Raw genomic sequence first — 12358 nt, forward strand, 5'->3', positions numbered from 1 at the left:
GCAATTTACGGATTTATTGAAGATTTCAAAACAAACTAAGCCCAGAAAAAACGTTATAGTAATTTTTAAAGAACTAACTTACAAGATTATGGAAATACATGATAATCATCCAGAAAGAATGCATTGAAGAATGTAAACTCCCCCATCTTAATGGTTTCAATATTGATATCAGGAATTATCTCAGTTAGCAAATCTTCAGGAAAGGATTTATACCCAAAAGTGCTTTCGGTAACTTTTGCCATTTTATCTAATACCGCCTTATCTTCCTCACTCACAATAACTGCTTTTTTGGGATAATCTCTTGTCATCCTGAAAGGGTCTGGCGGGTCCTGCAATTTTTCTTTTATATCCCATTCTATTACATAAGTTGTATAATATGGTACAACCGTACTAACATTGAGACACAATGAATGCAGTATTGTCCCCCTTCTCTCTACAAAATGAAGGTTATGACACCTGTCGTTAACATGAAACCTATGAACTAACCTAAAATTCTCCGGATTATTTACAGATTTTATTTCATTATAAAAATCATTAAACTCACCTTCTTCCTGCCTCCTCTCCATTAAACCACACAAGTTTGCCAACCTTGTAAACTCGGGGGTTGTCATATACAATTCTATATCAAGTATACTATGTATACTTCGGGGAAAATAGCGATAGGCAGTAGCAATAAAGTCTTCTTTTGTCATAAGATGTGATTGTATCATCCAAATATAAAATATCTACCTTACAATATGATACAAATTACCCTGATTCATAAATAAAACCCTGGTAAGGAAAGAAGCAGCCTTAACCTTTGTAGGATACCAGTTTCTGCCCTTTGCTCCTAGTATAAAAAGCCCTTGGTCGTCGCCCGATACCGTAAACTTACTGCTACGGGGCTGCCTGTGGAATATAGGTACTCCAAACCATTTTTTCAGTTTATTAGCTAGGTGAGGGACATCGTTAGTAACAAATCCTATTTCACTAATGCAAATGTAGGACTGCGAGGTAAAGTCCTTATCAGATGTTTCTTTATTAGGGTAACGGGTTATAAACTCCAGTATATTACCATTATTATCGTAAAAGTAAAACGACTGAGCCTGCCAGTTTATAAAGTCGGCAATATCATTTTCAGGATCAACCGGAATAAGATCGGTTTTAGACTTCATAATGGAATATGCCTGATCGAAACGATTATTAGGAATATCTATGGCAAAATGATAAACAGGGTTTAAATCGTCTACCTGCCTGAATATAAGTTTGGTGTAGCCTATAGAAAAGGTTAAAGAAAACTTATCAGACAGATCTGCCTTTAGTCCTAATACTTCTTTATAAAAACTCTCGGTCTCCGCTAAATTGTTACTAAGCAGTTCAAGCTCTATAATATGCATTCCCTTAAATTTTACAAAAACACCTATGCAAGTTACGGATAATAAACAGCGTACAGGAAATTAAATAGTTAAATAGTGATTAGAAATGTTAAACTATAATACGGCTAAAAAGCAGTAATTAAAGCTAATCTACCTCTTTTTTTAAACACAAAACACTGAAATAAAACACATTACATATTCACGAAATAAGTTTTATTTCTCATGGAACGGTTTTTGTTTATTTTTGGAAAAACATTACTTACATGAAAAAATTAGTATTCGCCCTTTTGTTATTACCACTGGCATCTCATGCACAGTTGGGAGGCCTTCTGGATAAGGCAAAATCTAAAGTATCTGAAGTTACCGGAAGTAGTACAGGTATAAGTAATACCGATATTGCCTCTGCCCTTAAAGAAGCCCTTAATCAGGGGGTTAAAGAGCAGGTAACCAAACTTACTGCCGAAGATGGCTTTTATAAAAACGAAATGGTAAAAATACTTTTGCCGGAAGAACTTCAAAAAGTAGACAAAACCCTGCGTAGTGTAGGTATGGGCGACCTTGCAGATAAAGGCCTTGTAGTACTTAACCGTGCTGCCGAAGATGCCGTGAAAGAAGCTACACCTATTTTTGTAAATGCCATTACCAGCATGAGCTTTACCGATGCTAAAAATATACTTATGGGCGACGACAGGTCGGCTACTACCTACCTGGAGAATACTACCTCAACCCAACTATATCAAAAATTCAGTCCGGTTGTAAAAACATCGTTAGACAAAGTAGGTGCCGATGAAGTATGGGCTACCATCATTGAAAAATATAACTCACTGCCATTAACTAAAGACGTAAACCCTAATCTTACCGATTATGTTACCTCTAAGGCGATGGATGGGGTATTTACCATGATAGCCGTAGAAGAGAAAGATATAAGAACCGATTTATCTTCTCGTACGTCTGACCTACTTAAAGAAGTTTTTGCTTTACAGGACTAAAACCAACCCAAATACATGAAAAAAATACTGATCCCTGTTTTTGCCATTATGCTATCGGTTTCCTTTTCAGGATGTGCCGAACTCCAGCAAATGGCAGAACAGTTTCCGCAAAACGGAATTATAAGTAATGCCGATATCGCTTCCGGACTTAAAGAAGCGCTGGATAAAGGTATAGACAAGCAGGTAAGCAAACTTACTGCTACCGATGGTTTTTATAAAAACGAAATGGTAAAGATACTTTTGCCCGACGAACTTAAAAAAGTAGACGAAGGTTTACGAAAAGTAGGGCTTGGCTCACTGGCAGACGAAGGTTTGAAAATGATGAACCGCGCCGCCGAAGATGCCGTGAAAGAAGCTACACCTATTTTTGTTTCGGCAGTGAAGGATATGACCTTTACAGATGCCAAAAACATATTAATGGGTAACGACAGATCGGCAACTACTTATCTGGAAAAAACCACCACCACTCAGCTATACTCTAAGTTTCACCCAGTTATCAAGTCGTCTTTCAATAAAGTGGGAGCCGATAAGGTATGGGAAAATATAATAAACAAGTATAACAAACTTCCTTTTGTAGATAAGGTAAACCCTGACCTTACCGACTATGTAACAACACAGGCCTTAAACGGGGTATTCACCATGATATCTGTAGAGGAAAAAGAGATAAGAAACAATATTAGCGAGAGAACATCCCCGCTATTAAAAAAGGTATTTGCTTTGCAGGACAACTAAAAGCTAACACTTTAATTTACAATAATATACATATAACATTACCTTAACGTTAGAAGCTACTTTTTTTAAGTAATTTGCACGCTGAAACTAAAATAGTTTTCTCACATTTAGTTAGGGTTAGTTAAAGAAAAGTGCCGGTAGTAAATGCTATTGGCATTTTTGTTTTTTATAGCTCTAAAATATTTTTAACCCACTGTTTTTTAAATCGTTTTGTTTTCTACATTTGCGGAAATTTGGAGATGTGAAAAAGTGCGTATTACTTGTATGCCTTATGCTGAACGCTATGGGCTTTTGCCAGGAGTGGAATATGGATTTGGAAACTGCAAAGAGCAAAGCCATTGCCCAAAATAAAAACATACTATTGGTTTTTTCGGGGTCAGACTGGTGTTCCCGCTGTATTGAACTTGAGCGTAAAGTATGGCAGAGCGAAGAGTTTAAAGCCGAAGCCGAGAAAAACTGGATACTGTTAAGAGCCGATTTCCTGCAAAAGAAAGGGGAATCAGAACCTGTTGACATTAACGACCCAAAAATAATTCTTACCGAGCGCTATAACCGTAACGGCTTTTTCCCCTACATCGTTATACTGGACAAATACGGCCGTGTTATAGACCGTGGTGGCTACGAACAGTTTAATACCGCAAAGGAATACATTGAGTATTTTAAAAAACTGGGAAAGAAATAGCTTTGTCATTACGAGCGAAACGTAGTGCTGTTCCATTTCGACCGAAATGTAATGAAGTGGAGAAATCTTAATTATAGTAGAGATTCCTCCATTACGCTATCGCTACAGTCGGAATGGAAGAAAGATACTTCGTAAGAATAACACACCTCGCTGTCATGTCGAGCCGGAGGGAGATATCTCATAATTCATAAATTGAAGGTTTTTATTTCATTTAAAAATATACTTACAGCATAAGAAAACTGGGATATATCCTTTAAATCATTAATGTTCACTTTTTTATTGAACAATTCTAAAAGAACAGAATTATATTTGATCTTATTATAAGCTTCGTCCATGAAACCCTTTGCTTTGATTTTATCACTTGGTAAATAATAATCGTCGCATAGTTTATCTATTTGATGTTTATAATAATAAAAATTATCATAAACTTCTTGCCATTGTTCGGTTGTCATTTCTTTTTAGGAATTAAATTATTCCCCTTCTTTTCAAGAAATTCAGTAAAATCATATATGTTAGCAATATGTCTAAATGTACCTACTGCTGTAACAATATCTACCTGCCTATCGTCAACTTCTCTGACTAATATAATCTGATTGAGATTGATAGAAATCTTTTCTTCATTCTCATCGGTAATGTGTAAAAATTCCATATATCATTATTTAAAATTACATCATGGATGCAAGATTTACACCTGTTTTTCTATCGGCTTCTATTTTTTCAGGTTTTAATAACTCTCTAAATTTTTCAAGAGTTGCTGCAAAGGTAAAACTATCTCCATTTGTTAACTTTAACACTATTGATTTACCGCTACTTTTAATACTTGCAATCTCCAAAGTATTAATGATTACATCTTCTTTCCCATAAGGGATTTCAATAAAACTACTCATAACATTATATTTTTGGGATTTATAATGTTACTAAATTAATCAATCACTGTTATTTAATCGTATAATACTTATTAACAGGTAGTTGAAAAGAATTTGTTTTGTATTAGAAAAGATTGCCACGTCGTGCCTCCTCGCAATGACTGGAAGAACTCAAATCCCATATCAATATCAGCGTGAAGTTTCGGCATCAGGCTCCGTAGCGTATAGAAAATTACAAACAAGGCGTAAAAAAGCATCCGCTGTTTGAGGCGCAAGCCGAGTTTGGATGGTTTAGCCGAGTGCAGTAATTTTTAGCTTAAGGAGTCATAGCCGTGCCTTTTTCGTTCTTTTGTGGCAAGACAAAAGGATAAGAGATCTTTCACTCCTTTGCATTGCGTTCAAGATGACAATACTGCTTGTCATTCTTACGATAGGAAGAATCTCTAAACCTTAAAGATTTCTCACTACACTACGTTTCGTTTCGAAATGACAAACACTAAGTATCATTCTTACGACAGGAAGAATCTGAACACATAACAGATTGCCACGTCGTGCCTCCTCGCAATGACGCACTCCAACCTCAACTCAGAGCAGAACTAAACTCTACTCACTGATTATTGACACCAGTACACTAAGCCGGTTCTTCTATACGTAACTGCAATTGTTTAAAGTAATCAAACGCCTTTACGATTCTGCTACCATACCAGGAGAACATTTCGCCATCAACAAAAATGGTTTGTGCGTGGTGCGTATGCCTACCCAGTTCAAAAGCATCTTCATCCTTAAACGGATAAGGTTCTGACGAAAGGAATATCACCTCAGGATCACCCTGAATCCTCATTTTCTGAACGATAACTTCCGGATAACGCCCTTCCCTGTCTTCGTAGATATTGGTAAAATGGTTCAGTTTAAGCATCTCATTGATAAAGTTATTACCTCCGGCAACCATATACGGATTTTTCCAGATAAAGTAAGCCGACCTTTTAAACGGCCTTCCTTCCATAAACTTTTTAAAATCGGTATACCCGTGGTTTATTTTATCAACCCAGTGTTGGGCCTTAGTACGAACCGAAAATATTTTTCCCAGCTCCTCTATCATTTTGATGTTATCTTCAATAGTAATAATATCACTCACCCATACAGGAGCTATTTCGCTAAGCCTTTCAACAATCTCTGGTGTATTCTCCTCCTTATTGGCTATAATAATATCGGGCTCCAGCGCCTTTATTTTTTCATAGTGTACCCTTTTGGTACCGCCAATAATCCTTTTGGTTTGCTTTAAGTGATACGGGTGAACACAAAACTTGGTTATCCCTACAATCTTATCCTCAAGGCCAAGATCATAAAGAAGTTCTGTTTGTGAAGGGACTATAGATACGATACGCATTGGCGCTTTAGTAAGCGTAATGGTGTTTCCCAGCTGGTCTGTATATGTTTTTGTTTGTTCCAAAATTTCAGTTTATAGTATTAACTATAAAATTTCAGCCATTTCCTGCTGAATCTTTAAAGCCTCTTCTCTTGCTTTTACAGCAAAATCCTCTCCGTTTGAAGCATAAATAATACCTCTTGACGAGTTAATTAAAAGCCCTACATTATCACTCATACCATACTTGCATACATCCTGCAGGTTACCTCCCTGTGCACCTACACCCGGCACAAGTAAAAAGCTGTTAGGTACAATTTTTCTAATCTCGGTAAAATACTCTGCTTTTGTAGCCCCAACCACATACATAAGATTTTCACTGTTTTCCCATCCTTTAGAGGTTTTAAGTACGGTTTTATACAACTCCTCAGCCTCTACGGTTTTGGTTTGAAAATCAAAAGCTCCGGCATTAGAGGTAAGCGCCAGCATAATTGTAAACTTGTTTTTAAAAGCCAAAAACGGCTCAACGCTATCCTTACCCATATAAGGTGCTACGGTAACCGAATCAAAGTTAAGGTCTTCAAAAAATGCCTTGGCATACATTGCCGACGTATTTCCTATATCTCCTCTTTTAGCATCGGCTATGGTAAATAGTTCAGGATGCTTTTGGTTAATATAGTTTATGGTTTTTTCCAGCGACAACCAGCCTTTAATTCCATATGCCTCATAAAAAGCAGTGTTAGGTTTATAAGCTACGGCCAAATCGTGAGTAGCATCAATGATGGCTTTATTAAATTCAAAGATAGGATCTTCTGTAGCCAGTAAATGTTGCGGGATTTTATTAAGGTCCACGTCAAGGCCTATGCATAAAAAAGATTTCTTATCAAGAATGTTTTGGTGTAGCTGCTGTGTTGTCATGTTTTTGTTTGAGTTTTACCTGAAAAAGCTATTATGGTGCAAAAGTACGAATTGCTTTTTATTTCAGGAAATAAACCGTTTAACGACAGTTTAAAGACTTTTATCGAAAATATATAAAACTGTAGGACTAATAGTATAGATTTATATCTACAATTTAAATTACCGAAAATTATTTAATGAATAAAGACGGCGACATAATAATAATTGAAGACGACTCTGACGACAGAGAGCTGCTTATCCATATCTTCGAAGAGCTGGGTAAAGAGCATGGCTATAAGAACAGATTGGTACTTATTGAAGAGGCCGAAGATCTTGTTGATTTCCTAAAGTCAGACGAGGCAAGGCCATTTATTATTATATCAGATATCAATATGCCTAAAGTAAATGGGTTCGATTTGCGAAACCTTATTTTTAGTGATACTGAATTAAGACAAAAAGCAATTCCATTTATTTTCCTGACTACCGCCCGTGATAACGAAAAGTTTCTGCGAAAAGCATACGAATTATCCATACAGGGATATTTTGTAAAACCAATAAGCTATCCGGCTTATAAAAAACTGATAAACGATATTATTACCTACTGGAAAAACGCACAAATACTATAACTACTACTAATCCTGATCTACTACTTTGAAGCTCCTTCCTTAAATGGCGGGAGTTTTTTTTTTATTTTAGCATTTCAATTTCTCCAAAATGAAAAAACACCTTGCTTTATTTTTGCTTCTCACATTGTGTTCAGCCTGTACAATAAATAAAAACCAGCCTATAAATGATTATATGATACAGTATGTATTAAACGATACTGTAAATGATTCCTTTTACAATAATAAGGTTAGGGATTCCTTTGTTTGGATTGGGCAAAATAAATTGTCAAAAAAAGATGCATTAAAAGCATTGAATAATACATCACACTATAACAGGAATAATGGCAAATGGGATTTAAAATTTAACCAGACAATGCTTTATAATGAAAAGGCAGGGAAAAAAATGCTTAATAAAAGTGCAGACAACCCATCACCTGATTACTGGAAGAGTAATAACTTTTCTTTTAAAAACAAGGTATTCTCTAAGCAGGAAATAGATTCTGTAAGAAAGCTGGCAGATTATTCATTACGCGAAAAAATATACTTTTTTACCGAGGTTATGTATTATAGTAAAGATATCGCTGTATTTAGATTACAAGAAGTTACAAACCAGTTTGATGGCGGATTATTTAAAGACCGGATACTATTTATGAAAAAAGTGAACGGCAAATGGATTGTTCTTGATGAAGGAATAATAAATCGTTATTAATAATTAAGTAAAGCTCCCGCTTGTTGGTAGGAGTTTTTATTTTAGCGTTTCAATTTCTCCAAAATGAAAAAACACCTTATAATAATTGCACTAGTTTACTTATTACCCTGAGATATAAAAAAAATCCCGCCTGTTGGCGGGATTTGTATTTTTAGAAAACTTCACTTTCCTTAAGTTTCTCTGTATTGTTTACAAGCTGTATCTCATCAATAAGCTTTTGGATGCTTCCGTTCATTACACCATCAAGGTCATAAAGCGTAAGTCCTATTCTATGGTCTGTAACACGCCCCTGCGGGTAGTTGTACGTACGGATTTTTGCCGAACGGTCACCACTACTTACCTGTGAGCTACGTTTTGCAGCATCGGCTTCCTGTTTCTTGGCAAGCTCCATTTCATATAAACGGGAACGAAGTACCTGTAAAGCCTTATCTTTATTTTTATGCTGTGATTTCTCATCCTGACACTGCGCTACAAGTCCTGTTGGAACGTGTGTCATACGCACTGCTGATTTTGTGGTGTTTACCGACTGTCCTCCAGGTCCTGATGAACAGAATAAATCGATACGAACATCATTCATATCAATTTGTACATCAAATTCCTCTGCTTCCGGTAGTACCATTACAGTAGCTGCCGATGTGTGTATACGTCCCTGAGTTTCGGTTTGAGGTACACGTTGCACACGGTGTACACCTGCTTCAAATTTAAGCGTACCGTATACATCTTCTCCGGTAACTTCAAAGATAACCTCTTTAAATCCACCCGATGTACCTTCGTTAATATCTACAACACTGGTTCTCCAGCCTTTGCTTTCACAATATTTGGTATACATCCTGAAAAGGTCTCCGGCAAAAATACTCGCCTCATCACCACCTGTACCTGCACGAATCTCTACCATTACGTTTTTGGCATCTTCAGGGTCTTTAGGTATAAGCATGAACTTTATTTCCTCTTCAAGCTGTGGAAGGCGCGCTTTATTCTCATCAAGTTCCATTTTAGCCATCTCCACCATCTCAGCATCACTTCCGTCGGCTATAATTTCCTGAGCTTCTTTAATACCTCCTGTTACTTTAATGTACTCTTCACGCTTTTCTACAAGTCCTTTAAGGTCTTTGTATTCTTTATTAAGCTGTACATAGCGTTTTTGATCGGCAATTACGTCCGGCTGTATAATAAGGTCAGAAACCTCATCAAAACGCTGTTTTATTATCTGTAACCTGTCTAACATGTTTTTATCTCCTTATTTCGAGGTGCAAAATTACGAATTTTTCCTGTATTATCAGCTTTACTCCATAAAACAAGTTTAGCCTGTATAAATACTGCAAATACCTTACCGAAACAAAACCAGCCTATCACTATTACCTCATTATAAAATTGTATTTGTAAATCGATTAAAACCTAATTTACAAAACCATTAAACTATATTTTTTTGTAAGAATTTACTGTTTGGCATCACTTTTGGTAAATAGTTGTTCAAATTAAAACAATCAATAATTATAATTTAAAATTTTATGAAAAAACTAAATCACACTTTACTAAAAACTGTTGCAATATTCACAATCCTTTTTATGGTAGCCTGCTCAAACGATGATGATGCGGCAAATAATAATGATGCAAATACAGAAACACCAGATGCATTTATAGGCAATTGGAAAGTTATTGGATATATGGAGGGAGATGAGTATATAAACATTGAAGATGATGAATGTGAAAGCGGAGAAATGATTGTGAACGATGATTTCACCGGCATACTAACAGTTCATGATTGTAATGCCGGCGATGAAATTACAAATTTTGAATGATTAAAAACAACTGAAGGAGTTTATTCTATTATAGTAGGTGAAGAAAGTAGTAATTTAAACCTTACTTTTGAAGATGATACAATGACTTTTTCTTTTGAAGGAGATCCAGAATATACGGTTTTTAAAAGACAGTAATACTCCTTCTTAAAATAATAAACAAATCCCGATAACTCGCGTTATCGGGATTTGTTGTTTTTAACCGTTTTTCATACCATATTGATTTATAGAATTTTACCCATATCATTACAAACTGCATAGTTTTTAAGTTTTTTCTTACTAAATATACTGATTAACAACTAATTAACCCTTTTAAAAACTACTCATTTATATATTTCGTATTATATTTGCACACCCCCTTACGAATACACATCTATTAATTTATTATGAACAACGTAAAAAGAGGATTTTTAAAGCTTGTTCCGCTTGTCCTGCTAATGAATCTGATGATTGCATGCAGCGGTGAAAGTGAGGAAACAGCATCTACAAACGACTCAGCAACAACCCCACCTACTATCTTTGCAACCTGGAAAGCAACAGGTTTTATTTATGATGGTGTTTACTCACCAATTACAAATGAATGCCAACAGGAAATAATGACCATAAATCCTGACGGCACCGCCCTATCGGCAAAAAACTGTCCGGAAGGTACATTTTATACCGATTATACCTGGAGTCAGGTAGAAGGCGATGTTTATGCCTTTGATTCTGAATCTACTTACTGGCCGGTAAACTATAAACTGACTTTCCCAATAGGAAACGACAAAATGTATTTTACTTATGCCAAACCTCAGCCACATGAGTTTTCTAAAATATATGAAAAGGTGGAGGTAACACAAGAACAAAGCAGGGAGTTAGCCCTGTAGTTCAAACTCAAATTTATTTATTAACAAACGAGGGGGTTAGATTTTGACCAATAAATAAAAAACGGAGGCTTTATGCCTCCGTTTTTTATTATGAACAGTTATTACAGTAACCGGTAACCCAACTGCTTATAGTTTGCTTTATATAGCCCTGTGGCAGAGTTAAAGTAACTTCCTCATCAAGGCACTCAACCTTTTCACATTTGGTACACCTAAAATGAAAGTGATTGTGGTTGTGCTCATGCTTATCTTCCCCACAATTAAGGCAAAGGGCAAAATAATATTTACCGTTATCTGCCAATATGCGGTGCGTAATCCCGTCTTCACAAAAACTGTTAAGTACCCTGTAAATGGTAACCCTATCCATTTCTCCTTTTACCTTATCTTCAATCATGTCCTGACTTAGTGCCGTACCCGCATCTTTTAGAAGGGTTAAAATAGTACTCTTTGCCGGTGTGTTTCTTCTTTTCATCTCCTTAACGCAATATTGTTGCAATTATTTAATGCAATATCGTTGCAATAATACAAAATTTATATACATTTGCCAAACTACTAAGTTCAATCATCAATCAAAAATATCATAATCATGCAAACAGATTACGAAGTTATAATCATTGGCGGAAGCTACTCGGGGCTTTCGGCTGCCATGGCTCTGGGACGTTCCCGCAGAAAAGTTTTGATAATAGACAGCGGTAAACCCTGTAACAGGCATACACCTCACTCCCATAACTTTATAACCAACGACGGTAAAACTCCTGCCGATATTGCACTACGCGCAAAACAGGAAGTTCTTGCCTACCCTACCGTAAACTTTATGAATGATAAGGTTATCAATGTAGTAAAAACAGAAGATAGTTTTAGTATTACCACACAAAACAATGTGGTATGTTCTGCTAAACGACTTCTTTTTGCTACCGGAGTTACCGATATTATGCCTGCTATAGATAATTTTGAGGACTGCTGGGGTATATCTGCCGTACATTGCCCTTACTGCCACGGTTATGAGGCAAGAGACAAAAAAACGGGGATACTTGGTAATGGCGAAGCAGCTTATCATTATGCAGGGTTATTACTCCAGTTAACCAACGACATTACTATATACACTAATGGCAAAGCCGATTTTACCGAAGAGCAACTGGAAAAGTTTACTAAGCACAACATAGCTATTATTGAAGATAACATCATTAAGCTAAAACAGAGTAAAGGTCAGGCAGAGGCACTTATTTCCCGTAACGGTAAGGCGTATCTGCTCGAGGCTGTATATCATAGGGCGGCTTTTGTACAGCACACTCTGTTACCTCAGAATTTAGGCTGCGAACTGGATGAAAACGGTTACATTAAAACAGACCCAATGCAAAAAACAAACATACCGGGCATATATGCCTGTGGTGACTGTACTACCCCTATGCGATCTGTAGCTACGGCTGTGGCAACAGGGAACAAAGCGGGGGCTGTAATAAACGGTGAATTGGCTTTTGAGGTTTTCTAATCCCAAAAAAGA

At 36.4% G+C, this 12358-nt stretch carries 17 protein-coding genes; 8 read left to right on the plus strand and 9 right to left on the minus strand.

Annotated features, from left to right (window positions below; all coding sequences use genetic code 11):
* Positions 1-86 precede the first annotated feature (86 nt).
* Both ABS768_RS08580 and ABS768_RS08585 read right to left on the minus strand, forming a co-directional pair.
* Positions 87-692 carry a hypothetical protein gene (locus ABS768_RS08580; RefSeq protein ID WP_408074546.1) on the minus strand — a complete coding sequence of 202 codons (606 nt, stop codon included), beginning with the start codon at positions 690-692 and terminating at the stop codon, positions 87-89.
* A gap of 33 nt (positions 693-725) precedes the next feature.
* Entirely contained in the window at positions 726-1376 is a 651-nt protein-coding gene (locus ABS768_RS08585; protein WP_408074547.1) for a glyoxalase, read from the minus strand.
* Between the two features lie 242 nt (positions 1377-1618).
* Here ABS768_RS08585 and ABS768_RS08590 point away from each other — a divergent pair, with 242 nt between their 5' ends.
* The 3 genes from ABS768_RS08590 (at position 1619) to ABS768_RS08600 (ending at position 3758) form a co-directional block, all read left to right on the plus strand.
* Positions 1619-2344, plus strand: coding sequence for a DUF4197 domain-containing protein (locus ABS768_RS08590; protein WP_157482027.1), 726 nt, complete (start codon positions 1619-1621; stop codon positions 2342-2344).
* Between the two features lie 15 nt (positions 2345-2359).
* Positions 2360-3076 (plus strand): DUF4197 domain-containing protein, encoded by a 717-nt coding sequence (locus tag ABS768_RS08595; protein ID WP_408074548.1) that lies wholly within the window; start codon positions 2360-2362, stop codon positions 3074-3076.
* A gap of 241 nt (positions 3077-3317) precedes the next feature.
* Positions 3318-3758 (plus strand): thioredoxin family protein, encoded by a 441-nt coding sequence (locus ABS768_RS08600; protein WP_408074549.1) that lies wholly within the window; start codon positions 3318-3320, stop codon positions 3756-3758.
* 185 nt (positions 3759-3943) lie between these two features.
* Here ABS768_RS08600 and ABS768_RS08605 read toward each other — a convergent pair whose 3' ends face one another.
* The 5 genes from ABS768_RS08605 to pyrF form a co-directional block, all read right to left on the minus strand.
* A complete protein-coding gene (locus ABS768_RS08605) occupies positions 3944-4210 on the minus strand; it encodes a hypothetical protein (protein WP_408074550.1) in 267 nt (88 codons plus the stop codon).
* Positions 4207-4407 (minus strand): hypothetical protein, encoded by a 201-nt coding sequence (locus ABS768_RS08610; protein WP_330442982.1) that lies wholly within the window; start codon positions 4405-4407, stop codon positions 4207-4209. Before ABS768_RS08610 ends, ABS768_RS08605 begins: the two co-directional genes overlap by 4 nt.
* 16 nt (positions 4408-4423) lie before the next feature.
* Positions 4424-4645: a hypothetical protein gene (locus ABS768_RS08615; protein ID WP_330442981.1), complete on the minus strand. Its 222-nt coding sequence runs from the start codon at positions 4643-4645 to the stop codon at positions 4424-4426.
* Between the two features lie 610 nt (positions 4646-5255).
* On the minus strand, positions 5256-6011 hold the full coding sequence (locus tag ABS768_RS08620; RefSeq protein ID WP_408074587.1) for an ABC transporter substrate-binding protein: 756 nt from the start codon (positions 6009-6011) through the stop codon (positions 5256-5258).
* Between the two features lie 84 nt (positions 6012-6095).
* Positions 6096-6905 carry an orotidine-5'-phosphate decarboxylase gene (gene pyrF / locus ABS768_RS08625; RefSeq protein ID WP_408074551.1) on the minus strand — a complete coding sequence of 270 codons (810 nt, stop codon included), beginning with the start codon at positions 6903-6905 and terminating at the stop codon, positions 6096-6098.
* A gap of 176 nt (positions 6906-7081) precedes the next feature.
* Between pyrF and ABS768_RS08630 the strand changes: the two genes are divergently transcribed.
* Positions 7082-7510, plus strand: a complete 429-nt coding sequence (locus ABS768_RS08630) for a response regulator (RefSeq protein ID WP_408074552.1) — start codon at positions 7082-7084, stop codon at positions 7508-7510.
* Positions 7511-7682: 172 nt separating this feature from the next.
* Positions 7683-8198, plus strand: a complete 516-nt coding sequence (locus tag ABS768_RS08635; RefSeq protein WP_408074553.1) for a hypothetical protein — start codon at positions 7683-7685, stop codon at positions 8196-8198.
* A gap of 151 nt (positions 8199-8349) precedes the next feature.
* Here ABS768_RS08635 and prfA read toward each other — a convergent pair whose 3' ends face one another.
* Positions 8350-9423 (minus strand): peptide chain release factor 1, encoded by a 1074-nt coding sequence (prfA, locus tag ABS768_RS08640; RefSeq protein ID WP_330442977.1) that lies wholly within the window; start codon positions 9421-9423, stop codon positions 8350-8352.
* Between the two features lie 283 nt (positions 9424-9706).
* On the opposite strand from prfA, the gene ABS768_RS08645 reads away from it, so the two are divergent.
* Complete coding sequence (locus ABS768_RS08645) at positions 9707-9997, plus strand: hypothetical protein (protein WP_408074554.1); 291 nt, start codon at positions 9707-9709, stop codon at positions 9995-9997.
* A gap of 383 nt (positions 9998-10380) precedes the next feature.
* Positions 10381-10860 carry a hypothetical protein gene (locus ABS768_RS08650; protein WP_408074556.1) on the plus strand — a complete coding sequence of 160 codons (480 nt, stop codon included), beginning with the start codon at positions 10381-10383 and terminating at the stop codon, positions 10858-10860.
* Between the two features lie 88 nt (positions 10861-10948).
* Here ABS768_RS08650 and ABS768_RS08655 read toward each other — a convergent pair whose 3' ends face one another.
* Entirely contained in the window at positions 10949-11329 is a 381-nt protein-coding gene (locus ABS768_RS08655) for a Fur family transcriptional regulator (protein ID WP_408074558.1), read from the minus strand.
* A 114-nt stretch (positions 11330-11443) separates the two neighbouring features.
* Between ABS768_RS08655 and ABS768_RS08660 the strand changes: the two genes are divergently transcribed.
* Complete coding sequence (locus ABS768_RS08660; RefSeq protein WP_408074559.1) at positions 11444-12346, plus strand: NAD(P)/FAD-dependent oxidoreductase; 903 nt, start codon at positions 11444-11446, stop codon at positions 12344-12346.
* Positions 12347-12358 lie beyond the last annotated feature (12 nt).

Origin of the sequence: Flavobacterium rhizophilum, assembly GCF_046000485.1 — a bacterium.
Classification (GTDB): Bacteria; Bacteroidota; Bacteroidia; order Flavobacteriales; family Flavobacteriaceae; genus Flavobacterium; species Flavobacterium rhizophilum.

Coding starts and splice junctions, on each gene's coding strand:
- ABS768_RS08580 (WP_408074546.1), bottom strand. CDS start 692: ATGACAAAAGAAGACTTTATTGCTACTGCCTATCGCTATTTTCCCCGA.
- ABS768_RS08585 (WP_408074547.1), bottom strand. CDS start 1,376: ATGCATATTATAGAGCTTGAACTGCTTAGTAACAATTTAGCGGAGACC.
- ABS768_RS08590 (WP_157482027.1), top strand. CDS start 1,619: ATGAAAAAATTAGTATTCGCCCTTTTGTTATTACCACTGGCATCTCAT.
- ABS768_RS08595 (WP_408074548.1), top strand. CDS start 2,360: ATGAAAAAAATACTGATCCCTGTTTTTGCCATTATGCTATCGGTTTCC.
- ABS768_RS08605 (WP_408074550.1), bottom strand. CDS start 4,210: ATGACAACCGAACAATGGCAAGAAGTTTATGATAATTTTTATTATTAT.
- ABS768_RS08610 (WP_330442982.1), bottom strand. CDS start 4,407: ATGGAATTTTTACACATTACCGATGAGAATGAAGAAAAGATTTCTATC.
- ABS768_RS08615 (WP_330442981.1), bottom strand. CDS start 4,645: ATGAGTAGTTTTATTGAAATCCCTTATGGGAAAGAAGATGTAATCATT.
- ABS768_RS08620 (WP_408074587.1), bottom strand. CDS start 6,011: ATGCGTATCGTATCTATAGTCCCTTCACAAACAGAACTTCTTTATGAT.
- pyrF (WP_408074551.1), bottom strand. CDS start 6,905: ATGACAACACAGCAGCTACACCAAAACATTCTTGATAAGAAATCTTTT.
- ABS768_RS08630 (WP_408074552.1), top strand. CDS start 7,082: ATGAATAAAGACGGCGACATAATAATAATTGAAGACGACTCTGACGAC.
- ABS768_RS08635 (WP_408074553.1), top strand. CDS start 7,683: ATGATACAGTATGTATTAAACGATACTGTAAATGATTCCTTTTACAAT.
- prfA (WP_330442977.1), bottom strand. CDS start 9,423: ATGTTAGACAGGTTACAGATAATAAAACAGCGTTTTGATGAGGTTTCT.
- ABS768_RS08645 (WP_408074554.1), top strand. CDS start 9,707: ATGAAAAAACTAAATCACACTTTACTAAAAACTGTTGCAATATTCACA.
- ABS768_RS08650 (WP_408074556.1), top strand. CDS start 10,381: ATGAACAACGTAAAAAGAGGATTTTTAAAGCTTGTTCCGCTTGTCCTG.
- ABS768_RS08655 (WP_408074558.1), bottom strand. CDS start 11,329: ATGAAAAGAAGAAACACACCGGCAAAGAGTACTATTTTAACCCTTCTA.
- ABS768_RS08660 (WP_408074559.1), top strand. CDS start 11,444: ATGCAAACAGATTACGAAGTTATAATCATTGGCGGAAGCTACTCGGGG.